This window comes from Kitasatospora herbaricolor, from assembly GCF_030813695.1.
Taxonomy (GTDB): Bacteria; Actinomycetota; Actinomycetes; order Streptomycetales; family Streptomycetaceae; genus Kitasatospora; species Kitasatospora herbaricolor.
Map to the genome: position 1 here is coordinate 6558445 of NZ_JAUSVA010000002.1, position 22733 is coordinate 6581177.

Annotated in this window: 16 protein-coding genes and 1 riboswitch; of the genes, 4 read left to right on the top strand and 12 right to left on the bottom strand. The window is 74.0% G+C overall.

The annotated features are described in order from the left end of the window. Positions 1 to 2: 2 nt before the first annotated feature. From J2S46_RS28835 to J2S46_RS28845, 3 genes are read right to left on the bottom strand one after another with little or no spacing between them, the layout of a single operon-like run. The gene (locus tag J2S46_RS28835; protein ID WP_191289851.1) at positions 3 to 2141 is read right to left on the bottom strand and encodes a putative cobaltochelatase; all 2139 of its coding nucleotides are present in this window, start codon (positions 2139 to 2141) and stop codon (positions 3 to 5) included. A gap of 52 nt (positions 2142 to 2193) precedes the next feature. Continuing rightward, positions 2194 to 3693 (bottom strand): cobyric acid synthase, encoded by a 1500-nt coding sequence (locus J2S46_RS28840; protein WP_191289850.1) that lies wholly within the window; start codon positions 3691 to 3693, stop codon positions 2194 to 2196. Continuing rightward, positions 3690 to 4673 carry a cobalamin biosynthesis protein gene (locus J2S46_RS28845; RefSeq protein WP_370882256.1) on the bottom strand — a complete coding sequence of 328 codons (984 nt, stop codon included), beginning with the start codon at positions 4671 to 4673 and terminating at the stop codon, positions 3690 to 3692. Before J2S46_RS28845 ends, J2S46_RS28840 begins: the two co-directional genes overlap by 4 nt. Positions 4674 to 4798: 125 nt before the next feature. After that, a riboswitch (cobalamin riboswitch) is annotated at positions 4799 to 4931 on the bottom strand. 341 nt (positions 4932 to 5272) lie between these two features. On the opposite strand from J2S46_RS28845, the gene J2S46_RS28850 reads away from it, so the two are divergent. The 3 genes from J2S46_RS28850 to J2S46_RS28860 all read left to right on the top strand — a co-directional run bounded on the left by J2S46_RS28850 (position 5273) and on the right by J2S46_RS28860 (position 9124). Then, positions 5273 to 5983 (top strand): helix-turn-helix domain-containing protein, encoded by a 711-nt coding sequence (locus tag J2S46_RS28850; protein ID WP_191289849.1) that lies wholly within the window; start codon positions 5273 to 5275, stop codon positions 5981 to 5983. Between the two features lie 223 nt (positions 5984 to 6206). Continuing rightward, complete coding sequence (locus tag J2S46_RS28855) at positions 6207 to 7322, top strand: alpha/beta hydrolase family protein (protein ID WP_191289848.1); 1116 nt, start codon at positions 6207 to 6209, stop codon at positions 7320 to 7322. A gap of 296 nt (positions 7323 to 7618) precedes the next feature. Then, a complete protein-coding gene (locus tag J2S46_RS28860; RefSeq protein ID WP_229912676.1) occupies positions 7619 to 9124 on the top strand; it encodes a hypothetical protein in 1506 nt (501 codons plus the stop codon). A gap of 95 nt (positions 9125 to 9219) precedes the next feature. Here the strand turns inward: J2S46_RS28860 and J2S46_RS28865 are convergent, their stop codons facing one another. From J2S46_RS28865 to J2S46_RS28905, 9 genes are all read right to left on the bottom strand, one after another. Continuing rightward, positions 9220 to 10113: a CDP-alcohol phosphatidyltransferase family protein gene (locus tag J2S46_RS28865; RefSeq protein WP_073928808.1), complete on the bottom strand. Its 894-nt coding sequence runs from the start codon at positions 10111 to 10113 to the stop codon at positions 9220 to 9222. Beyond that, entirely contained in the window at positions 10100 to 10792 is a 693-nt protein-coding gene (locus J2S46_RS28870; RefSeq protein WP_229912675.1) for a phosphatidylserine decarboxylase, read from the bottom strand. The genes J2S46_RS28865 and J2S46_RS28870 overlap by 14 nt, the downstream gene beginning before the upstream one ends. Before the next feature lie 427 nt (positions 10793 to 11219). Further along, positions 11220 to 12422, bottom strand: a complete 1203-nt coding sequence (locus J2S46_RS28875) for an acyl-CoA dehydrogenase family protein (RefSeq protein ID WP_073928806.1) — start codon at positions 12420 to 12422, stop codon at positions 11220 to 11222. Between the two features lie 230 nt (positions 12423 to 12652). Further along, the gene (locus J2S46_RS28880; protein ID WP_190208696.1) at positions 12653 to 13156 is read right to left on the bottom strand and encodes a MaoC family dehydratase; all 504 of its coding nucleotides are present in this window, start codon (positions 13154 to 13156) and stop codon (positions 12653 to 12655) included. Positions 13157 to 13190: 34 nt separating this feature from the next. Continuing rightward, positions 13191 to 14153, bottom strand: a complete 963-nt coding sequence (locus J2S46_RS28885) for an HpcH/HpaI aldolase/citrate lyase family protein (RefSeq protein ID WP_073928804.1) — start codon at positions 14151 to 14153, stop codon at positions 13191 to 13193. Positions 14154 to 14178: 25 nt separating this feature from the next. Next, positions 14179 to 16218, bottom strand: a complete 2040-nt coding sequence (locus J2S46_RS28890) for an ethylmalonyl-CoA mutase (protein ID WP_191289847.1) — start codon at positions 16216 to 16218, stop codon at positions 14179 to 14181. After that, positions 16218 to 17555 carry a crotonyl-CoA carboxylase/reductase gene (gene ccrA / locus J2S46_RS28895; protein ID WP_073928802.1) on the bottom strand — a complete coding sequence of 446 codons (1338 nt, stop codon included), beginning with the start codon at positions 17553 to 17555 and terminating at the stop codon, positions 16218 to 16220. The genes J2S46_RS28890 and ccrA overlap by 1 nt, the downstream gene beginning before the upstream one ends. A 334-nt stretch (positions 17556 to 17889) precedes the next feature. Continuing rightward, the gene (locus J2S46_RS28900) at positions 17890 to 18849 is read right to left on the bottom strand and encodes a TetR family transcriptional regulator (protein WP_191289846.1); all 960 of its coding nucleotides are present in this window, start codon (positions 18847 to 18849) and stop codon (positions 17890 to 17892) included. Positions 18850 to 19007: 158 nt separating this feature from the next. After that, complete coding sequence (locus J2S46_RS28905) at positions 19008 to 20783, bottom strand: 3-hydroxyacyl-CoA dehydrogenase family protein (RefSeq protein ID WP_191289845.1); 1776 nt, start codon at positions 20781 to 20783, stop codon at positions 19008 to 19010. 524 nt (positions 20784 to 21307) lie between these two features. Between J2S46_RS28905 and J2S46_RS28910 the strand changes: the two genes are divergently transcribed. Further along, positions 21308 to 22732: a type I glutamate--ammonia ligase gene (locus J2S46_RS28910; protein ID WP_191289844.1), complete on the top strand. Its 1425-nt coding sequence runs from the start codon at positions 21308 to 21310 to the stop codon at positions 22730 to 22732. Position 22733 lies beyond the last annotated feature (1 nt).

Consider the following 22733-nt stretch of genomic DNA (forward strand, 5'->3'; position numbering starts at 1 on the left):
GGTCAGGCTGCCTTTCGGTTGGCGGTGGTGGTGCTGGTGGCGGGGCGGTGGGCGTGCACCAGCGCGGTGACGCCCTCGGCGCGCAGTTCGTCCAGGGTCACGGCGGAGGCGCCGAGCTGTCCGGCGAGCCTGCGGGCCAGGCCGAGGCGGACCGGGCCGGACTCGCAGTCCAGCACCACGCTCGCCAGGCCCCGGGCGGCGAGGAGTCCGGCGGCCCGGCCCGCGTCGCCGAGCGCGTCCCGCCCGCCGGTGGCCCGGCCGTCGGTGACCACGACCAGCAGCGGCCGGCGGTGCGGGTCGCGCATCCGCTCGACCCGCAGGGTCTCGTGGGCCCGAAGCAGGCCGGCCGCCAGCGGGGTGCGGCCGCCGGTCGGCAGCGTCTCCAGCCGGGCCGCGCCGACCTCCACCGAGGAGGTCGGCGGCAGGGCCAGCTCGGCGCCCGCGCCGCGGAAGGTCACCAGGCCGACCTTGTCGCGCCGCTGGTAGGCGTCCATCAGCAGGGAGAGCACGGCGCCCTTGACGGCGGTCATCCGCTGCCGGGCGGCCATCGAGCCGGAGGCGTCGACCACGAACAGCACCAGGTTGGACTCGCGGCCCTGGCGCACCTGCTCGCGGAAGTCGTCCCGGCGCAGCTCCAGTGCCCGGCCGGCGCGGCCGCGCACGTGCTGGTGCGGGGCGGCGGCCTGCAGGGTGGCGGCCAGGTGCAGCCTGGTCAGCTGGCCGGCCGGGCGGCGGGCGCGGATGGTGTGGCCGCCGTCGGTCTCGGCGGGGGAGCGGCGCCCCTGGGCCCCTTTGCCGGTGCCGGGCACCTTGAACAGCTTGGTCCGGTACGGATCGCCGGCGGCGACCGGCGCGTTCTCCCGGGCCGGACGGGGGTGCTGGGCGGGCACGTCCGCCTCGGGGGCGTCCGGCGCGGGCGCGGCGTCGGTGGCGGCGAACTCGGGTGCGGCCGGTCCGGCGGGGTCGGGCGTGCCGCCGCCGGGCCCGCCGTCCGGGCCGTCGGGGCCGCCGCCGTCCGGGCCGTCGTCGTCGGGGCCGTCGCCGTCCGGGCCGGGCTGCTCCTCGTCCGGCCCGCGGCCCTCGCCGGGGGTCTCCTCGGAGCCGGTCTCCTCGGGCCGCTCGTCCGGCTCGGCGTGCTCCTCCAGGGTCCGGTCCAGCTTCTCCTCGTCCAGTCCCGGCGCGTCGAACGGGTTGCGCCGGCGACGGTGCGGCAGGGCGAGCTGGGCGGCCTTGCGGACGTCCTCCTCCAGCACCTCGGTGCGGCCCGACCAGGCGGCCAGCGCGACCGCGGTGCGGGCCATCACGATGTCCGCGCGCAGCCCGTCCACCTCGAAGGCCGCGCAGACGGCGGTGATCTGGCGCAGCGCCGTGTCCGTCAGCTCGACCGTCGGCAGCAGTTCGCGGGCGGCGGTGATCCGCTCGGCGAGGGCCCGCTCCTCGTCCGCGAACCGGGCGGCGAAGGCGGCCGGGTCGGCGTCGTGGGCGAGCCGGCGGCGCACCACCTCGGCCCGCTCGCGCGGCTCCCGGGTGGCGGCGATCTCCACGGTGAGGCCGAAGCGGTCGAGCAGCTGCGGCCGCAGTTCGCCCTCCTCCGGGTTCATCGTGCCGACCAGCAGGAAGCGGGCGGCGTGCCGCACCGAGACGCCCTCGCGCTCGACGTACGAGCGGCCCATCGCGGCGGCGTCCAGCAGCAGGTCGACGACGTGGTCCTGGAGCAGGTTGACCTCGTCGATGTACAGCACGCCGCGGTGGGCCTTGGCCAGCAGCCCCGGCTCGTAGGCCTTGACGCCCTCGGACAGCGCCCGCTCCAGGTCGAGCGAGCCGACGATCCGGTCCTCGGTGACGCCGACCGGCAGTTCGACCAGTTGGGCGGCCCGGTCGGTGACGGCCGGGCCCTCGTGGGCGCCGTCCGGGCACTGCGGGTCGGGGGCGGCGGGGTCGCAGGCGAAGCGGCAGCCCTCGACGGTGCTGATCGAGGGCAGCAGGCCGGCCAGCGCGCGGACCATGGTGGACTTCGCGGTGCCCTTCTCGCCGCGGACCAGCACCCCGCCGACGGCCGGCGAGACCGCGTTGAGCAGCAGCCCGAGCCGCAGGTCGGCCATGCCGACGATCGCGGTGAACGGGTATCGGACGTCAGTCATCGGGTGTCCCTCTCCTCGGCCGGTCCTGCGGCATCCGTACCCGGCAACGTCTTCACGGCGCACCCGGCGGCACGAAGGGCAGGCCGTCGGCCGGGACGCCGCCCTCGATCAGCCGCCACAGCGCGCCGGTGTCGGCGTGCTCCTCGATCAGGTCGCCGAGGCGGTCCAGCCGGGCCTCGCGGGCCGCGGCGAAGGAGGTGTCCGGCGCGGGGACGAAGGCGCGCCCGGCCAGCTTCGCCACCTCGCGCAGCAGCTCCCGGCGGAACCCGTCGTTCTCCAGCGCGCCGTGCCAGGTCGTCCCCCACACCGACCCGGTCCGGCAGCCGTCCAGGAAGGGCTCGCCGCCCTCGACGGTGACCACGCCGTGGTGGATCTCGTAGCCCTCGACCCGCTGTCCGAAGGCCTCGCCCACCGGACGGGCCAGCACCTTCTCGGCGCCGAACCGGACGTGCGCCGGCAGCAGCGCCAGCCCGTCGACCGCGCCGGCCTTCGACTCCACCCGGTCGACGATCTCGCGGGTCAGCATCTGGTAGCCGCCGCAGACGCCGAGCACCGGCAGCCCGGCGGCGGCCCTGGCCCGCAGGGCGGGCTCCAGGCCGCGCTCGCGCAGCCAGGCCAGGTCGGCGACGGTGGCCCGGGTGCCGGGCAGGATCACCAGGTCGGCGTCGGCCAGCTCCTCGGGGCGGGTGGCCCAGCGGACCAGCACCCCGGGCTCCTGGGCCAGCGCGTCCACGTCGGTGAAGTTGGACAGCCGGGGGAACCGCACCACGGCCACCCGCAGCACGTCCGCGCCGAGCGGGCCGGGCGTGTCCTCGCGGTCGACCACGGTGGAGAGGTCGAGCGAGTCCTCGGCGTCCAGCCAGAGGCCCTTCAGCATCGGCAGGGTGCCGAGCACCGGACGGCCGGTCAGCCGGTGCAGCATCTCCAGGCCGGGCTCCAGCAGCCGGGCGTCGCCGCGGAACTTGTTCACGAACCACCCGGCCACGTGCCGCTGGTCCTCGGCCGAGAGCAGCGCCAGCGTCCCGTACATCGCGGCGAAGACCCCGCCCCGGTCGATGTCGCCGACCACCACCACGGGCAGGGCGGCAGCCGTGGCCAGGCCCATGTTGGCGATGTCGCGGTCCCGCAGGTTGATCTCGGCGGGTGAGCCGGCGCCCTCGCACACCACCACGTCGTAGCGGCGCCGCAGGTCGGCCAGGCACTCCAGGGACTTCTCCAGCAGGACGGGCTTGCGCTCGCGGTAGTCCAGCGCGCCGACCTCGGCGACCGCCCGTCCGAGCAGCACCACCTGGCTGCGGCCGTCCGCGCCGGGCTTGAGCAGCACCGGGTTCATCGCCGCCTCCGGCTCGACCCGGGCGGCCTGCGCCTGCATCGCCTGGGCGCGGCCGATCTCGGCGCCGTCGGCGGTGACGAAGGAGTTCAGCGACATGTTCTGCGCCTTGAAGGGCGCGACCTTGACGCCCTGTCGGGCCAGCCAGCGGCAGATCCCGGCCGTGACCACGCTCTTGCCGGCGTCCGAGGTCGTTCCGGCGACCAGCAGTGCCCCGCTCAATTGCGGCCACCCTTCCGTTGACGTGTGAGGCCCCGGCCCGCGCCGTGCAGGAGGGCGTGCCCGGCGGCGGTGACGCCGAGCGCGAGCAGCCCGACCCGGCGGGAGAGCCGGCAGGCCCGTTCGATGTCGGCCACCCCGACCGGGGGCAGTTCGCGGCCCAGTACCGGCCGGTGCTCGACCCTCTCGCCGTAGGCCAGGGTGCCGCCGAGGCGCACGCCCAGCGCGCCGGCGAAGGCGGCCTCGGCCCGGCCGGCGTTGGGGCTGGGGTGGGCCGCGCCGTCGCGGTGCCAGACCCGCCAGGCGGTGGCGGGCCGGGGCGCGGCCAGGACGGTCAGCAGCGCGGTGAGCCGGGCGCCGGGCCAGCCGGCCACGTCGTCCAGCCGGGCCGAGGCCCAGCCGAAGCGGACGTAGCGGGGCGAGCGGTGCCCGACCATCGCGTCCAGGGTGTTGACGGCCCGGAAGGCGAGCAGGCCGGGGGTGCCGGCCAGCGCTCCCCAGACCAGGGCGTTCACCACCGCGTCGGCGGTGTTCTCGGCGACGGACTCCACCACCGCCCGGGCGATCTGCTGCTCGTCCAGCGCGCTCGGGTCGCGCCCGCACAGGTGCGGCAGCCGCTCCCGGGCGGCGGTGAGGTCCCCCGCCGAGAGCGAGCGCCCGACGGTCCCGGCCTCCCGGATGAGCGAGGTGCCGCCGAGCACCGTCCAGGTCGCGGCGGCGGCCAGCGCCGCCCTGCCTGCCGGCGAGCGTCCCAGGGTGCGGTCGGCGAGCGTGGCGACGGTCGCGACGGTGCCCACGCAGAGCGCGGTGTACGCCGCGCCGGCGGCCCGCCGGTCGCGCCAGAGCAGCCGTTCCAGGCGGCCGGCGGCGGTGCCGAAGGCGGCCACCGGGTGACCGCGTCGCGGGTCGGCGAAGCGGGCGTCGGCCAGGTGTCCGGCGACGGCGCCCAGGGCGAAGGCTGCGCCGCGGGTCAGCCCGCGCACGGCAGGTGCGCGGCGGTACGGCGGCGGGCTCGGTTCGACGGTGGCCGGTGGACGGCCCGGGCAGCCTGCATGGCGTGCGTGTCCTCACTCAGGGTCCGCGCCCTGGCTCGACGTACCGGGGGCGAGAGTCTCCTGGCTTCCGGGTCGGACACACCCTCGGGCCTTCCCGCGGGCTTCTGACGGACCGCCGTGACCATGGTTCGAGCGTGCTCCCCGGTGACAGTGGCGGGACCGCGCCGGATTCGCACCGGCTTCCTCTGCATGCCTCCGTTTGGCTGATGGATCCCATCACGCGGCCGAACCGGGAGTCAACCAAGGCCACCGAGGGTTTGGTCACACGCGCGGCCCGCGTGCGCCGTGCGCGGCGCGCGGACGACGCACCCCGGGCGCCGGGCCGGCCGTCCGCGAGCGGCGCAGGCCAGGGTCGCGCTACCCGCGTAGCGGTGCGCCTTGGAGGAAACCGTCATTACCTCCGAGTAGCGCGCCCGTCGGGCGGCACTGATCTGTACGATCCGCCAGTCGCCCACCGGGGGCCTGACCTGCGCTTCGTGCGTTCGGCGTCTGGGGCCGTCCGGGCCCGGCCCGTACGGTCGTTGCTCATGCGATCCAGACAGCCCTCCGTGACGCCGGTGCCCTTCTCGCCCATGGCGGCCAGGGCGCACCGCGCCGGGCTGGGCCTGACCCCTCATCAAGTGGCGGAGGGGATGGCCGCGCACGGGGTCCGGCTGCTGCCGGCCCACGTGATCGGCTGGGAGACGGGGGAGATCCGGCCCTCCGAGGAGGAGTTCATCGCCCTCGCCCGCGCCCTGTGGTGCCCGCCCGCCCAGTTGATGGGAGCCCGGCCGGCCTGCCTGCGCGACTTCCGGGTGGCCCGGGAGCTCGGCCGGGACGAGGCCGCCCGCCGGATCGGCCTGTCGCCGCGCGCCTACGACCTCGCCGAGGACGCCGGCCGGTGGACCGGGGACGAGGACCGGACGTACGCGCTCGCCCAGGTGCTCGGGATGACGCTGCGGGAGGTGGTGGCCGTCCTCGGCCGTGGGGAGGAGCTGGACCAGCGGCTGCGCCGTTGCGTCGACGGGCGCTGGCAGGCCCAGGTGAAGGCGGTCGGGCGGATCGTCCCGGTGCCGAAGGAACTGCTCGCGGCGGTGCTGACGGACCTGCAGAACGAGTACCAGGTGACGGCGCACTGGGGCTCCGGCGGCTGGGGGTCGTCCGCCCCGGCGCAGCCCGAGCCCCCGCGGCAGACCCGGCCGCTCGGCGAGCGCTTCTGGGAGCTGCTGTCCCGGCGGCCCACCGAGATCCCGGTCTGACCCCCGAGCCTCTCCTTCCCCTTTCTTCCTCCGCGTCCCCCTTTCCGGGTTCCTTCCTCCGCGCTCCGCACGGCTCCCCGCCCGCCCGCTTCCGATCCCCGCCCGTGCCCCGGACGGCCCCGCACCGGTGGCCGCCCGGCCCCGCGACGCGTGGACTGGGGAGCGGATCCAACCGGGCCGTGGCCGGCCGCCCGGCAGGGAGCAGCAGAGCGGGGAGCGAGATATGCGTTGGGGAACCGCAGCAGTCGTGGCGGCCGCCGCGGCCGGTACGGGCGTGGCCGTACTGGCCCTCGGGCGCAAGGTGTCGGAGCGGGCGGTGCACCCCCGCGCGGACCACGCGTCCGGCGCCCGGCCGGTCCGGGTGCTCGGCGTGGCCGCCGGCCGGGTCACCCTCACCCGGACGGTGGAGACCGCCCGTCCGGGCCGCTACGCCCTGGAATGGGGGGCCGACGGCCACGCGGTGGTCGGCGAGGTCCTGCAGAGCGACCAGCAGGCCGTCACCCGCCGGCTGGAGCGGGCGGACACCGGCACCCTGGAGACCGGCACCGTGGTGCGGCTGACCCCCCGGGTCCACCTGGGGGACCCGACCACCGCGCTCGGGCTGCCCTTCCTGGAGACCGCCGCGGTCGGCGAGGCCGGGCCGCTGCCCGCCTGGTACCTGGACGGGATGCGCGGCACCTGGGTGCTGCTGGTGCACGGCCCGGGGGCGGACCGGCAGCAGACGCTCCCGGTCGTCCCGCTGCTGCACCGCCTGCGACTGCCGGTGCTGGCCGTCACCTACCGGGGCGACGAGGGCGCGCCGGCCTCGCCCGACGGGCTCGGCCACTTCGGCGACACCGAGTGGCGCGACGTCGAGGCGGCCGTCCGGCTGGCGCTGGACAGCGGCGCGGGCAAGGTCGTGCTGTTCGGCTGGTCGCTGGGCGCCACCATGGCCCTCCAGACGGCGGCCCGCTCGGCCTGGGCCGAGGCGGTGAGCGGCCTGATCCTCGACTCGCCGGTGCTCGACTGGTCCAGGACGGTGCGCAGGGAGGCCGCCGGGGCGGGTGTCAGCGCCCCGCTGGCCGGGCTCGGGGCACTGGCCGCCCAGGGGCGCTCCGGCGTCGACCTGGCGGGCTTCGCACGGCTCGCCGAGGGCACCGACCTGCGGGTGCCGACGCTGCTGATGCAGAGCCCGGACGACGCGGTCGCCCCCTGGCCGGCCGCCGAGCGTCTGGCCGGCCGCCGTGAGGACCTGGTCAGCCTGCGCCCGGTGCCCGGGGCCGCGCACGCCGCGCTGTGGAACGCCGACCCGCACGGGTACGAGGAGAACCTGCGGCGCTTCCTCACGCCGCTGTTGTGACCCGGGCGGCTGCTGCGACCCGCGCGGCCGCCGTGACCCGAGCCGCCGCACCGGCCCCGGCGCCCCCTGCCGGGCCCGCCCGGGCCGCCGTGCGAGGCACCCGGCGGCAGCGGCCCGGGCCGCCCCTCGCCGGGGGGTACACCATCCAATAGGTGGCGTGACCACGTCATTTTTGCGGTGCGCAAGCCCGGTTTGGGGTCTGTTGCCCGATCTTGCGGCCCTCCCCGCCCCGGCTCCCCGCAGACTCGCCGAACTCGATGTGACAGAACGCCCGTGCACGGGGAAGACTGCACGGCGTGACGTCTCGGAACCCGCGCGACCGTGATGCCCCGCTCCCGCCGACGATCGGTACCGGCGCGACGGTGACCCGTCTGCCCGGTACGGCCCACCGTCCCGACGGTGCGCGCCCGGGCACTCCCGGCGCACCCCGCCGCCGTGGCCCCGCACCGGCTCCCGGTCGCGGGCGCGCACCCGTACCCGAAGGCTTCCCCGCCCCCGCCGAGCTGGCCCCGCTGGCCCGGCGGATGCTCGTCGACGCCGTCCGGATCGCCCGCTGGGCCGGCGAGCTGGAGCAGGTCGACAAGCGCGGCGAACTCCTCCCCGAGGACGCCCGCGCCGCCGGACGCGCGCTCGCGATGACCGTCGGCGCCGCCGCCAAGGCCTGGGGCCAGGCCCTGCTGGTCGGGCTGGTCGAGCCCCGCGACGGCGGCGCCGCCCCCGGCTGGCGCCTGCACGCCTGGGAGCACGACGACGAGGCCGTGGTCCGCGGCTGGTCCGCGCTCTTCGACGCCTGGACGCTGCTCGCCCCGGTACCGCCCGCCGCCCTGCGCGGTGTCTTCGCGGTGCTCGCCGGGCAGGCGGTCGACCAGGCCCCGCAGCTGCTCTCCTTCCTCCACCTGGTGGACGGCCCGGTCTCCGACGGCGAGCTGATGGAGCTGCTGCGCCGCGGCCTGGACGAGCGCCGGATGGGGGCCGGCACCGGCCTGCTGTCGCTGTCGCCCGTCCCGCACGCGGCCTCCGCGGTCTCGGCCGTCCGCGGCACCTGCCGGGAGCCCCAGGTGGACACCCCGGCGGCGCCCTCCGACGTCGCCGCCGTGCTGGACTGGATGCTGGACGGCCTGGCGGCCGTCGGCGCCGTGATCCGGCTGGACGAGGCCGCCGAACTCTCCCCGCTCGGACACTGGGCGGTGCGCGCCAAGCTGGAGGAGATCTGCACCGTCGCGCAGACCGCGGCCGGGCACATCGAGCAGAGCGCGCTGGAGCTCCTCAACGCCTGCGCCGACTACTCCCCGGGCCCGGCCCGCGCCGAGTACCGCGCCTGGGTCGCCGCCCGGCCGGTGGACCGCGCCGTCGCCGAGCTGCTGGACGCGGCGCAGGGCGACGACGCCCTGGTGCGCGGCCTCGCCTTCGAGGCGCTGCGGGTGGCCGGCGGCACCGCCGAGCAGGCGGTCAGGGCCGCCGTCGACGAGCCCGTGCTGCGCCCGTACGCCCTGCTGTGGCTCGCCGAGCAGTCGGACGAGGAGGGCGTCTCCCCGGCCGACGTCCTCGGGGCGGAGGACGCCGCCTGGCTCTGGGTCGACACCGCCGCCGCCGTCCTGGACCACGGGGAGACCGGACTGCTGGTCGGCCACGTCGAGGGCGCCTCGGCGGGCGACCCGGTACGGCTCTTCGCCCGGGCCCGGCAGTCCGGGCACCCGCGCGCGGCCTCCGTCCTGACCGCCGTCTCCGGCGTGCACCCCGACCCGGCGGTGGCCCGGGCGGCCCGCCGCTCGGCCTTCTCGGTGCACAACGGCGGCGCCTAGGCACGCGGCCCCTGCCGCCCCCATCGGCCGTACGCAGTACGAAGGGCCCGGATCCTGGTGGATCCGGGCCCTTCGTACTGCGTGGTGCGTTGCCGCTACAGCTCGCCGTCGCAGCCGAGGCGGGACTCCGCCCGGCGGGCGCGGACGTCGCCGACCTTCTGGCCGACCTTGCGGCGGATGACCAGCAGCGGGGCCATCGCGGCCAGCGCGATCTGGGCGAAGGCGCCGATGTGCAGCAGGGTGTCGCCACCCGGCAGGCCGGTCGCCCAGGCGGCCAGGCAGCCGATGCTGACGACGATCCAGCAGAGCGTCGCGGTGGCCAGCAGGCCCTGCGGCTTCGGGTACTCGATCCGGCTCATCATCAGGTACGCGGTACCGGCGATGGCCAGCAGGCCCGGCAGGAACGGCGGGTCCAGCAGCACGATGGCGATCACCGTCATCGCGCCCATCGGGCAGGGCATGCCCTGGAAGACCCCCGGACGCATCTTCACGGCGGAGAAGCGGGCGAGCCGCAGCACCACCGAGAGCAGCACCGTGAGGGCGATCAGGGCCGACAGCCGGCTGTCGGAGCCCGGCGAGACCATGCCCCAGACCGCGACGAAGTAGGCCGGCGCGATGCCGAAGCTGATCAGGTCGGCCAGGTTGTCCAGTTCGGCGCCGAGCGCGGAGGAACGCAGCTTGCGTGCCACCAGGCCGTCGAACAGGTCGCACATCGAGCCGATGAGCAGCAGCACCACGGCGGTGGCGGCGCTGTGCCGGTCCGGCGCGGCGTCCGGGTTGGTGATGTGCGGGACCAGGACCCCGGTGGTGATCGAGTAGATCGCCAGGAAGCCGCAGACGGCGTTCCCCAGGGTCAGGAAGTCAGCGGTGGACAGGTGCTGGGGCGAACGCGGAGCGCGCAGCTCGCGGTCGCGCGCCCAGCGGCGGCGACGCAGCTCCGTCTCCTCGTCGTCCAGACCCGCGATCGTCTCAGGATCAGTCACGGTCAAGGCGTGTCACCCCGGCAGTGGTCTTCTGGCCGACCTCGACGCCGACCTCGACGCCGGCCGGCAGGTAGGTGTCGACGCGCGAGCCGAAGCGGATCAGACCGATCCGCTCGCCCTGCTCGACCTTGGTGCCCGCGTTCACGTACGGCACGATCCGGCGGGCCACGGCCCCCGCGATCTGCACCATCTCGATGTCGCCGAGCTCGGTGTCGAAGTGCCACACGACACGTTCGTTCTGGTCGCTGTCCTTGTTGAACGCCGGGACGAACCCGCCGGCGACGTGCTCGACCGAGGTCACGGTGCCGGGCAGGGGCGCCCGGTTCACGTGGACGTTCAGCGGGCTCATGAAGATCGCCACCCGGGTGCGGCCGTCCGGCCAGGCGTCGATGCTCTGCACCACGCCGTCGGCGGGCGAGATCACTCGGCCGGTGCTGATCTCACGCTCGGGGTCGCGGAAGAACCACAGCATGCCCGCGCTGAGCGCACAGGCCGGCACCGCCGCCAGGGCCCACTTACCGCTGCGCCTGGTGAGGGCGGTGGTGAGGGCGGCCGTGGCCAGGGTGGGGACGAACCAGGGGGTGGCTCCGCGCGCGATGGTCACGCGGGGTCGCCGACCGGCCGTCGGAGCGGCGAGGGCATCGCGGTCCGTGACGGAGGTGTGAGGGGACGGGCTGATGGGCATCGAAGACCTTAGTCGCGGGGGATCATGGCCGCTGGACGGGGGCCACCGCGGGGATCGAGTGATAAAGGGACGGCTGTGCTGTCCCGGTGGATGCTATCGGGAGCACACGGTGGGTGGGCAACCCGCCTGCTCGTTCATCTGTCCTGGGCTGCGCGGGGGTGCCCCTGCTATGTGTACGACCGTAGCTCGCCCGGGTTCGGTTCCCAAGGGGTCCGCAGATCCGGGTGACCCATGTCTCAGCCCAATGGGTGTGTGCGCGGGGGCGTGCGGAAGCGGCCGCAGGGCGCATACCTACTGACATGCGCCCTGCGGCCGCCCCTGTGGCGCCGTACCGACCCGCGGCGGACCAGGCCGGGGTACGGGGGTACGGCGGTGCCGGGTCGGGCCCGCACGCCCGTCCACCGGCCGTCAACCGGAATTGCTCCGGTCAGTCGGCGAGTCGGTACTCCTCCAGCAGGCGGCGTCCCACGATCATCTTCTGGATCTCCGCGGTTCCTTCACCGATGAGCAGCATCGGAGCCTCCCGGTAGAGGCGCTCGATCTCGTACTCCTTGGAGAAGCCGTAGCCGCCGTGGATGCGGAAGGAGTCCTCCACGACCTCCTTGCAGTACTCGGAGGCGAGGTACTTGGCCATGCCGGCCTCCAGGTCGTTGCGCTCGCCGCTGTCCTTCTTGCGGGCGGCCATCACCATCATCTGGTGCGCGGCCTCGACCTTGGTGGCCATCTCGGCCAGCTTGAACTGGATGGCCTGGTGCTCGGAGATCTTCTTGCCGAAGGTCGAGCGCTGCTGGGCGTAGGAGATGCCCAGCTCGAAGGCGCGGCGGGCCACTCCGCAGCCGCGGGCGGCCACGTTGACCCGGCCGACCTCGACGCCGTCCATCATCTGGTAGAAGCCCTTGCCGGGGACGCCGCCCAGGATCCGGTCGGCCGGGATCCGGACGTCCTGCAGCACCAGCTCGGTGGTGTCGACGCCCTTGTAGCCCATCTTCTCGATCTTCCCGGGCACGGTGAGGCCGGGGACGGTCGGGTTCGGGCCGAAGCCGGGCGTCTTCTCGATCAGGAAGGTGGTCATGTTGCGGTACGGCGTGCTGCCGCCCTCGTCGGTCTTGCAGAGGACTGCGACCAGGGTGGAGGTGCCGCCGTTGGTCAGCCACATCTTCTGGCCGTTGAGGACGTAGAAGTCGCCGTCCTTCACGCCCTTGGTGGAGATCGCCGCGACGTCGGAGCCGAGGCCCGGCTCGGACATCGAGAAGGCGCCGCGGATCTCGCCGGCCGCCATCCTGGGCAGGAAGTACTCCTTCTGCTCCTGGGTGCCGTGCGCGTTGATCATGTGCGCCACGATGAAGTGGGTGTTGACGATGCCGGAGACGGACATCCAGCCGCGGGCGATCTCCTCCACCACCAGGGCGTAGGTGAGCAGCGACTCCCCGAGGCCGCCGAACTCCTCGGGGATGGTCAGGCCGAACAGGCCCAGCTGCTTCATCCCCTCGACGATGGCGGTGGGGTACTCGTCCTTGTGCTCCAGCTCGGTGGCGACCGGAATGATCTCCTTGTCGACAAAGTCCCGCACGGTGGCGAGGATGTCCCGCTGGATCTCGGTGAGGCCGTCGGTCTGTGCGAGGCGTCCCATCGTGCGGCTCCTGTCATGCAAAGGAAAAAGTGAGGGTGGGGGTGAGGGGGCGTGCGTGCCGCGGGGGTGCGGGGTGACGAGAGGGTGCGGCGGTGCAGGGGGTACGGGAGGGGTACGGGGGGCTCCGCGGGCGTGACTTCCGCGGAGCCCCCCGTGACCGGAGAGCGGCCGATGACGGCGGCCCCTCGTTCCGGGGTCTCGGGGGCCGGCCCCGGGCGGGGCCGGAGCCGCTAGGACAGCGGCTCGGGGCGGCCGGGCTGCTCGCCGCCGCGGGCCTTGATGTACGTCTCGGTCGGCACCATCACCTTGCGGCGGAAGATGCAGACGACCGTGCCGTCCTGCTTGTAGCCCTTGGTCTCGACGTGGACGATGCCGCGGTCGTCCTTGGACTTGGACGGCCACTTGTCGAGCACGACGGTCTCGCCGTAGATCGTGTCGCCGTGGAAGGTCGGCGCGATGTGGCGCAGCGACTCGATCTCCAGGTTGGCGATCGCCTTGCCGGAGACGTCCGGGACGGACATGCCGAGCAGCAGCGAGTAGATGTAGTTGCCCACGACCACGTTCCGGCCGAAGTCGGTCGTCTTCTCGGCGTAGTTCGTGTCCATGTGGAGCGGGTGGTGGTTCATCGTGAGCAGACAGAAGAGGTGGTCGTCGTACTCGGTGACGGTCTTTCCCGGCCAGTGCTTGTAGACCGCGCCGACCTCGAACTCTTCGTAGGTGCGTCCGAACTGCATGAGATGTCCTTAGAGGCAGGGGTGCGGGCGGGGCTCAGGACTGCGGGGGCTCGAACTTCGAGGTGCGCTCGAAGCCCGCGGCGCGGCCCTTGCCCGCGATGACCAGGGCCATCTTGCGGCTGGCCTCGTCGATCATCTCGTCGCCCAGCATCGCGGAGCCCTTGGCGCCGCCGGCCTCGGAGGTGCACCAGTCGTAGGCGTCCAGGATCAGCTCGGCGTGGTCGTAGTCCTCCTGCGAGGGCGAGAAGATCTCGTTCGCGGCGGCGACCTGGTCCGGGTGCAGGACCCACTTGCCGTCGAAGCCCAGCGCGGCGGCGCGGCCGGCCACCTCGCGGTAGCCCTCGGCGTTGCGGATCTGCAGGTAGGGACCGTCGATGGCCTGCAGGTCGTGGGTGCGGGCGGCCATCAGGATGCGCATCAGGATGTAGTGGTAGGCGTCCGCCGGGTAGCCGGGGGGCTGCTGGCCGACCACCAGGGTCTTCATGTTGATCGAGGCCATGAAGTCGGCCGGGCCGAAGATGATGGTCTCCAGCCGGGGCGAGGCGGCGGCGATCTCGTCGACGTTCACCAGGCCCTTGGCGTTCTCGATCTGCGCCTCGATGCCGATCTTGCCGACCTCGAAGCCCATGGTCTTCTCGATCTGGGTGAGCAGCAGGTCGAGGGCCTTGACCTGGGTCGCGTCCTGGACCTTGGGCAGCATGATGCAGTCGAGGTTCGGGCCGGCGCCCTCGACGACGGTGATCACGTCGCGGTACGTCCAGTGGGTGGTCCAGTCGTTGACCCGGACGACCTTGGTCTTCTTGCCCCAGTCGCCGTTGTTCAGGGCGTCGACGATGTTGTGCCGGGCGCTCTCCTTGACCAGCGGGGCGCAGGCGTCCTCCAGGTCGAGGAAGACCTGGTCGGCGGGCAGGCCCTGGGCCTTCTCCAGGAAGCGCGGGTTGCTGCCCGGTACGGCGAGGCAGGAGCGGCGGGGGCGGAGCCGGTTGACGGTGCTCATGAGGGTGGGTCAGTTCCTTCCGGGGTCAGCTGGTGGACGCGGCGGTGGTCGGCGTCCAGGGCTGGAGCCTGTTGGCCAGCCGGATCTCGTCCACGATCCGGCCGATGATGGTGGTGATGCCGAAGTCCTTCGGGGTGAACACGGCAGCGACGCCGGCGGCCTTGAGGGCCTCGCCGTCCGCTGCCGGGATGATGCCACCCACGATCACGGGGACATCCTCCACCCCGGCCCGCCGCAGGCGGTTCAGGACGTCGGGCACCAGCTCCGGGTGCGCCCCGGAAAGGATCGACAGACCCACGCAGTGCACGTCCTCCGCGACGGCGGCGGAGACGATCTGCTCGGGCGTCAGCCGGATGCCCTGGTAGACCACCTCGAAGCCGGCGTCGCGGGCCCGGACGGCGATCTGCTCGGCGCCGTTGGAGTGCCCGTCCAGGCCGGGCTTGCCGACCAGCAGGCGCAGCTTGCCGGCGCCCAGCTCGGCGGCCGTGGCGGCCACCGCCTCACGGACGGCGGCCAGCTCGCCGCCGGGCTCGGCCGCGACCGCGACCGGGGCGCCGCCGACGCCGGTGGGCGCGCGGTACTCGCCGAAGACGTCCCGCAGGGCGAAGGACCACTCGCCGGTGGTGACCCCCGCGCGGGCGCAGGCCAGCGTGGCGGGCATCAGGTTGTCCGAGGTGACCGCGGTCGCCCGCAGCTGCTCCAGGGCACTCTGGACGGCGCTCTCGTCGCGGTTCTCCCGCCACTTCTTGAGCGCGCCCAGCACCGACTGCTCGGAGGCCGGGTCCACCACCATGATCGCGGTGTCGAGGTCGGCCGTGAGCGGGCTCTCCTCGGTGGTGTCGAAGCAGTTGACCCCGACGATCTTGTCCTCGCCGGACTCGATCCTGGCCCGCCGCTCGGCGTGCGAGGAGACCAGGTTGGACTTCAGGTAGCCGGACTCGACGGCCGGGATGACCCCGCCCATCTCCAGCACCTTGGCGATCTCCGCCTCGGCGCCGGCCAGCAGCGCGGCCGTCTTGGTCTCGATGACCTCGGAGCCGTTGAAGATGTCGCCGTACTCCAGCAGGTCGGACTCGTAGGCCAGCACCTGCTGGATCCGCAGCGACCACTGCTGGTCCCACGGGCGGGGCAGGCCGAGGGCCTCGTTCCAGGCAGGCAGCTGGACGGCGCGGGCGCGGGCGTCCTTGGAGAGGGTGACGGCCAGCATCTCCAGGACGATCCGCTGGACGTTGTTCTCCGGCTGGGCCTCGGTCAGGCCGAGCGAGTTGACCTGCACGCCGTACCGGAACCGGCGCTGCTTGGCGTCCTGGATGCCGTAGCGCTCCAGGGTGACCTTCTCCCAGAGCTGGGCGAAGGCGCGCATCTTGCACATCTCCTCGACGAAGCGCACGCCGGCGTTCACGAAGAAGGAGATCCGGGCGACCACCTCGCCCATCCGCTCCGCCGGCACCTGGCCGGAGTCGCGGACGGCGTCCAGCACGGAGATCGCGGTGCACATCGCGTAGGCGATCTCCTGGACCGGGGTGGCCCCGGCCTCCTGCAGGTGGTAGCTGCAGATGTTGATCGGGTTCCACTTGGGGATGTTGCCGACCGTGTAGGCGATCATGTCGGTGATCAGCCGGACGGACGGGCCGGGCGGGAAGACGTGCGTCCCGCGCGAGAGGTACTCCTTGACGATGTCGTTCTGGGTGGTGCCGGTGAGCTTGGCGATGTCGGCGCCCTGCTCCTCGGCGACCACCTGGTAGAGCGCCAGCAGCCACATCGCGGTGGCGTTGATCGTCATCGAGGTGTTGGTCTGTTCGAGCGGGATGCCGTCGAACAGCGTCCGCATGTCCCCGACGTGGCCCACCGGGACGCCGACCCGGCCGACCTCGCCGCGGGCGAGGACGTGGTCGGAGTCGTAGCCCGTCTGGGTCGGCAGGTCGAAGGCCACCGAGAGGCCGGTCTGCCCCTTGGTGAGGTTCTTGCGGTACAACGCGTTGGAGTCGCTCGCGGTGGAGTGGCCCGCGTAGGTGCGCATCAGCCAGGGCCGGTCGCGCACGATCCGCTCGCTCGGCGCTGCCATCAGATGTCCCTGAAGCGGTTGATCGCCGGCAGGTGCTTCTCGCGCAGTTCGAGGTCCCGCACGCCCAGGCCCTCGGACGGGGCCAGGCAGAGCACGCCGACCTTGCCCTGGTGCTTGTTCTGGTGGACGTCGAGCGCGGCCTGGCCGGTCTGGTCGAGGGAGTAGACCTTGGACAGGGTCGGGTGGATCTTGCCCTTCGCCACCAGGCGGTTGGCCTCCCAGGCCTCGCGGTAGTTGGCGAAGTGCGAGCCGACGATCTTCTTCAGCGACATCCACAGGTAGCGGTTGTCGTACTGGTGCATGAAGCCGGAGGTGGAGGCGCAGGTCACGATGGTGCCGCCCTTGCGGGTGACGTACACCGAGGCGCCGAAGGTCTCGCGGCCCGGGTGCTCGAAGACGATGTCCACGTCCTCGCCGCCGGTCAGCTCGCGGATCCGGCCGCCCAGGCGCTTCCACTCGCGCGGGTCCTGGGTGTTCTCGTCCTTCCAGAACCGGTAGCCCTCGGCGCTGCGGTCGATGATCGCCTCGGCGCCCATCGCCCGGCAGATCTCGGCCTTCTGGTCGTTGGAGACGACGCAGATCGGCGTGGCGCCGCCGGCCAGCGCGTACTGGGTGGCGTACGAGCCGAGGCCGCCGCTGGCGCCCCAGATCAGCACGTTGTCGCCCTGCTTCATGCCGGCGCCGTTCTGGCTGACCAGCTGGCGGTAGGCGGTGGAGTTGACCAGGCCGGGGGAGGCGGCCTCCTCCCAGGTGAGGTGCGCCGGCTTGGGCATCAGCTGGTTGGTCTTGACCAGGGCGATCTGGGCCAGGCCGCCGAAGTTGGTCTCGAAGCCCCAGATGCGCTGCTCCGGGTCCATCATCGTGTCGTTGTGGCCGTCCGAGGACTCCAGCTCGACCGAGAGGCAGTGGGCGACGACCTCGTCGCCCGGCTTCCAGGCGTTGACGCCGGCGCCGGTGCGCAGGACCACGCCCGCGAGGTCGGAGCCGAGCACGTGGTACGGCAGGTCGTGGCGCTTGGTGAGCGGCGAGAGCCGGCCGTAGCGCTCCAGGAAGCCGAAGGTGGAGACCGGCTCGTAGATCGAGCTCCACACGGTGTTGTAGTTCACGGCGCTGGCCATGACGGCCACCAGGGCCTCGCCCGGGCCGAGCTCGGGCAGGGCGACGTCGTCCAGGTGCAGGGACTTGCGAGGGTCCTTGTCGCGGCTGTCGAGGCCGGCGAACATCTGCTCCTCGTCCTTGTGGAGCGTGACCGCCCGGTAGGACTCCGGCAGCTTGAGCGCGGCGAAGTCCGCCGCGGTGCTGTCGGAGCTGAGGATCGCGTCGAGGATTTCCTTCATGGCTGCCTCCGAAGGCGTACCTGTGTGAGGGGCACAGGGCGTCTGGGGGAGCCGGGAGCGGACACCGGCTTCGCTGAGGGTGGGTGGGTTTGGTGAGGCCTGACTCCCGGGGTGGGGGAGTGCCTGACGACGGCGCGCCGAGGTGGGGAGCCGCGGCGCCGCGACTGGTGAGTAACAAGGTAGTGGCACCCTGTGCCACTCGTAAAGACACTGGGTGTCATCAATTCAGGTGAACCGGAAAACCGTTCGAGCACCCTTCGGCGGGCATGCGAGAGGCCCGCCCCGGCTGACCGGGACGGGCCTCTCGAACTCTCTTGACCTGCGGAAACGCGCCCTACTGGCTGGCCTTCGGGCCCGCCAGCGCGGCCCGGATGCTGTCCAGCACGATGTCCAGCGGGGCGTCGGTGCGGGCCACTGTGATGAGGACCTCACCGCCCGGGGTGGCACTCAGTGCGCTCGCCGCGGCCGACTCCAGCGAGGACGTCGCGTCACTACTGGCACCGGGTGCCACAAGGGCCCCACGGCGCCGGACGCCGGACGGCTCGGTGGCCCAGAACGTCCCCCGGATCACTTCGAAGGAGTGGTCCAGCTGGGCCTCCACGTCGCCGTGCCCGCCGGCCCGCAGCCAGCGCCGCAGCACGTGGTTGTGCGCCGCGACCACCGCCGCCGCCGAGACCTCGGCGAGCATCGAGTCGTCGTCCCCGCCGCGCTGCCAGCCCGGCGGGATCTGCGCGGCCGTGTCGAAGCGGCCCAGCAGGTACCGGGTGAACAGGCGCTCGTACCGGGCCACCACGGCGATCTCCCGCTCGCGCAGCGCCGGCACCTGGCGGATCAGCTGGTAGCGGGCCACCGAGACCGAGGGCATGGAGGCGTACATCCGCAGCACCTCCTTGATCCCCCGGCAGACCACGTCCAGCGGGTGCTCCTCGGAGTCGGCGCTGGCCAGCAGGTCGGCCACCCGGACCAGGGTGTCGTCGTGGTCCGGGAAGATCGCCTCCTCCTTCGACCGGAAGTACCGGAAGAAGGTCCGCCGGGCGACCCCGGCGGCCGCGGCGATCTGGTCGACCGTCGTCTCCTCGTAGCCCTGCCCGGCGAACAGCTCCATCGCCGCCGTGGCGAGGTCCTGCCGCATCTGCAGGCGCTGCGCCGCGGCCCGGCGCCCGCCCGGCCCGGGGTCGGCGGCGGGGGTGCCCGCCGTGGCCGGCCGCGGCGGGTCGTGCCGTGCCGGTTCGTGCCGGCCGGCCGGCTGCCGTACGGCGGACTGCTGCTCGGACGCTGCCTGAACCCGATCCATGCCCGGAACGCTACACGTCCCGGCGGGCGCGGATTCCGGCCTTGTCCGACGCACCGGGGCGACGGGCCCGGCGACGCTCGGTCTGGGCCACCGGGAGGACACCGGGGCGGGGCTCCAGCCGCCCCTGGGCAGGCCGCCGGAAGGTCCTGCGGGGGCGGTCATCGGCGTGCGTGGTCGCGGAACCCGCGGCCGGTCTTGCGGCCCAGGCAGCCCGCCGCCACCAGGTGCTCCAGCAGCGGCGCGGCCGCCAGGCCGGGCTCGCGGAACTCCTGGTGCAGCACCTGCTCGATGGTCAGCGAGACGTCCAGGCCGACCACGTCCAGCAGCTCGAAGGGGCCCATCGGGTACCCGCAGCCGAGCTTCATCGCGGTGTCGATGTCGTCCACCGTCGCGTAGTGCTCCTGCAGCATCCGCACCGCGTCGTTCAGGTACGGGAAGAGCAGCGCGTTCACGATGAAGCCGGCACGGTCGCCGCACTCCACCGGGTGCTTGCGCACCTTGGTGCAAAGGTCGAGCACGGTGGCGGTGACGTCCGGGGCGGTCAGCACGGTCGAGACCACCTCGACCAGCTTCATGGCCGGCGCCGGGTTGAAGAAGTGCATGCCGATCACGTCCTGCGGGCGCGAGGTCGCGGCGGCGCAGCTGATCACCGGCAGGCTGGAGGTGGTGGTGGCCAGCACCGCGCCCGGCCGGCAGATCTTGTCGAGGGTCGCGAACAGCTCGCGCTTCACCGCGAGGTCCTCGGCCACCGCCTCGACCACCAGGTCGGCCTCGGCCAGGTCGGTGTACGAGCCGGTCGGCGTGACCAGGGCGAGCGCCGCGTCGCGCTGCTCCTCCGTCAGCCGGCCCTTGGCGACCGAGCGCTCCAGCGACTTCGCCAGCTGGGCCTTGGCGCGGTCCGCCTTCTCCTGGCTGCGGGCGGCCAGCAGCACGCCGTAGCCGGCCTTGGCGAACACCTCGACGATGCCGGTGGCCATCGTGCCCGAGCCGCAGACGCCGATGCTGCGCACCTCACGCCCGGCCGGCCGGCCGGCCGCGGCACCGCCCGCGCCGGGCACCACCTTGGCGGAGCCGGGAGCCTCGTACGTGTAGAAACCGCGCCCGGACTTGCGGCCGAGCAGTCCGGCCGAGACCAGCTGGCCGAGGATCGGCGCCGGCGCGTGCAGGCGGTCCTTGGACTGCTCGTACATCGCCTCCAGGACGGTCCGGGCGGTGTCGACGCCGATCAGGTCCAGCAGGGCCAGCGGGCCCATCGGCAGGCCGCAGCCGAGTCGCATCGCGGCGTCGATGTCCTCCCGGGTCGCGTACTTGGACTCGAACATCGCCGCGGCCTGGTTCAGGTACGCGAAGAGCAGGCCGTTGACCACGAAACCGGCCCGGTCGCCGGCCGCGACCGGCTCCTTGCCGAGGTCCCGGGCGAAGGCGGCGGCGGCCTCGGCCACCGGCGGGGCGGTCAGCACGGTGCGGACCACCTCGACCAGCTTCATCACCGGCACGGGGTTGAAGAAGTGCAGGCCCAGCACCCGCTCGGGGCGCGAGGTGGCGGCCGCGATCCGGGTCACCGACAGGGCGGTGGTACCGGTCGCGAGCACCGTCTCCGGGGGGCAGATCCGGTCCAGCTCGGCGAAGATCTCCCGCTTCAGCTCAAGCTGCTCCGGGACCTCCTCGATCACCAGGTCGGCGGCGGCCGCCGCGTCCAGCCGGTCGCCGACGGTGATCCGCGCGAGCAGCGCGGTGCGCTCCTCGGCGGTGATCCGGCCGCGCTCGACGTCGTGGGCGGTGGTCTCCGCGATCCTGGCCAGGGCGCGGGCGGCGCTGTCGCCGTTCGCCTCGACGCCGATCACCCGGCGGCCGCTCCTGGCGACCGCCACCGCGACGCCGGCACCCATGGTGCCCAGGCCGATCACGGCGACAGTGGAAAAGGGACGCTCCATTGGATCCTGACTCCTTGTCATGTGGACCCGGGCGTGCTCCGGCGGCGCGGCCGCGCCCGTCGTCGGGGGGCCGGCGGCCGCCGGAGGAGGGTCACGCACGGGGGAGGGAGATGACGGTCCGGCGTACCCGAGGGGGCCGGTCCGCTCCGGCCGTGCCGCGGGTACGCCGTGGTACTCAGGCGCTCAAGAAGAAGGAAGCGACTCTGATACGAGGATCCGGCCGTGCGCCGCCATGGCGCGGGCCGGGAGAAGGGCACCCGTGCCGCCGCCCCGCAGAGCGCGATGGCGCGCCGGGCGACGACCCCGCCGGTGCGGCTCCCGAAGCCCGGCGGTGGTGCGTGCGGTCACTGTAGCGAAGTTACCGTTGAGTAGGAAGAGGGCGTGCGCGAAATTCGCCGCCGCCCTGCGCAGGCGGGCCGCCCGGCTCCGGCGGCCCGTCCGCTCCGCGGCCGCGCGGGCCGGAGCCGCGCAAACCACCCGTACGGGGAATACCGCCCGGTCGGCGGGCGCGGAAGCATGGCCCCATGAGTAGCGCCGCCGACACCCGGCTGCCCAGGGCGGAGCGCGCGGCCCGGGCGCGGCTCGCCACCGACCGGCTGCGGACGGCCGCGGTGGACGCGGTCGCGATCGGCTGGGTCGACAACGCGGGGCTGGCCCGGGTCAAGGCCGTGCCGGTCGGCGGGCTGGTTCACGCCGCCTCCTGGGGCGTCGGCGCGGCGCCCTGCTTCGACGCCTTCCTGGTCGACGACTCGACGGCCGAACCGGTGGCGGATCCGACCGCGGAGGCCCCCGACCGGGCCGCGCCGCCGGCCGGCAGCGGCGTCGTCGGCGACCTGCGGCTGTACCCCGACCTCGACCGGCTCGTCCCGCTCGCCGCCCAGCCCGGCTGGGCCTGGGCCCCCGCCGACCGCTACACCCAGCAGGACATCCCGCACCCGGGCTGCCAGCGCCTGTTCGCCCGCCGGGCGGAGGCCGCGGCCCGGGCCCGTGGGCTGTCCGTCCGGGCCGGCATCGAGGTGGAGTGGGTGGCCGCGCTGGCCGGCCCGCCGGAGGAGGAGCCGCGCTACCCGACGGCCGGCCCGGCCTACGGCCTGCAGCGGCTGACCGACCTCTCCGACTACCTGCGCGACGTCCTGCGGGCCCTGGAGCAGCAGGGCCTCGACGTGCTGCAGATCCACCCCGAGTACGCGCCCGGACAGTTCGAGGTCTCGGTCGCCCCCGAGGGGCCGGTGGCCGCCGCCGACACCTCCGTGCTCGTCCGGCACACCGTGCGCGCGGTGTCGGCCCGGCACGGGCTGCGCGCCTCCTTCGCGCCCGCCGTCGAGCCCGGCGGCGTCGGCAACGGCTCCCACCTGCACCTCAGCCTCTGGCGCGAGGGCCGCAACCTCTCCCACGGCGGGCCCGGACCGCACGGACTGACCGGCGAGGCCGAGGCCTTCCTGGCCGGGGTGCTCGCCGCGCTCCCCGAACTCCTCGTCCTCGGCACCCCCAGCCCGGCCGGCTACCTGCGCCTGGTGCCCTCCCGCTGGGCCGGCGCCTACCGGTGCTGGGGGCTGGAGAACCGGGAGGCCGCGCTGCGCCTGGTCACCGGCTCGGAGGGCGAGCGTGCGGACACGGCCAACGCCGAGATCAAGTGCTTCGACGGCGCCGCCAACCCCTATCTGGCCGTCGGCGCGGTGCTCGCCGCCGGCCTCGCCGGCATCGACGGCGGGCTGCGGCTGCCCCCGGAGACCACCGTCGACCCGGCCCGGCTGGCCCCCGGCACGCTCGCCCGGCTGCCCGCGGACCTGAGCGAGGCCCTCGCCGCCTACGAGCGCTCGACCGTCCTGCGGGAGGCCCTCGGCGAGCCGCTGTACCGGGCGGTGCTGGCCGTCCGCCGGGCCGAGAGCGCGCTGTTCGCCGGGCGCGGCGCCGAGGAGATCATCGCCGCGACGCGCTGGCGGTACTGAG

Bases quoted from the DNA above. Each gene is read 5' to 3' on its own strand.
- J2S46_RS28875 (WP_073928806.1), bottom strand. From the start codon at position 12,422: ATGGGACGCCTCGCACAGACCGACGGCCTCACCGAGATCCAGCGGGAC.
- J2S46_RS28835 (WP_191289851.1), bottom strand. From the start codon at position 2,141: ATGACTGACGTCCGATACCCGTTCACCGCGATCGTCGGCATGGCCGAC.
- J2S46_RS28870 (WP_229912675.1), bottom strand. From the start codon at position 10,792: ATGCCCATCAGCCCGTCCCCTCACACCTCCGTCACGGACCGCGATGCC.
- ccrA (WP_073928802.1), bottom strand. From the start codon at position 17,555: ATGAAGGAAATCCTCGACGCGATCCTCAGCTCCGACAGCACCGCGGCG.
- J2S46_RS28855 (WP_191289848.1), top strand. From the start codon at position 6,207: ATGCGTTGGGGAACCGCAGCAGTCGTGGCGGCCGCCGCGGCCGGTACG.
- J2S46_RS28900 (WP_191289846.1), bottom strand. From the start codon at position 18,849: ATGGATCGGGTTCAGGCAGCGTCCGAGCAGCAGTCCGCCGTACGGCAG.
- J2S46_RS28885 (WP_073928804.1), bottom strand. From the start codon at position 14,153: ATGAGCACCGTCAACCGGCTCCGCCCCCGCCGCTCCTGCCTCGCCGTA.
- J2S46_RS28850 (WP_191289849.1), top strand. From the start codon at position 5,273: ATGCGATCCAGACAGCCCTCCGTGACGCCGGTGCCCTTCTCGCCCATG.
- J2S46_RS28905 (WP_191289845.1), bottom strand. From the start codon at position 20,783: ATGGAGCGTCCCTTTTCCACTGTCGCCGTGATCGGCCTGGGCACCATG.
- J2S46_RS28880 (WP_190208696.1), bottom strand. From the start codon at position 13,156: ATGCAGTTCGGACGCACCTACGAAGAGTTCGAGGTCGGCGCGGTCTAC.
- J2S46_RS28910 (WP_191289844.1), top strand. From the start codon at position 21,308: ATGAGTAGCGCCGCCGACACCCGGCTGCCCAGGGCGGAGCGCGCGGCC.
- J2S46_RS28890 (WP_191289847.1), bottom strand. From the start codon at position 16,218: ATGGCAGCGCCGAGCGAGCGGATCGTGCGCGACCGGCCCTGGCTGATG.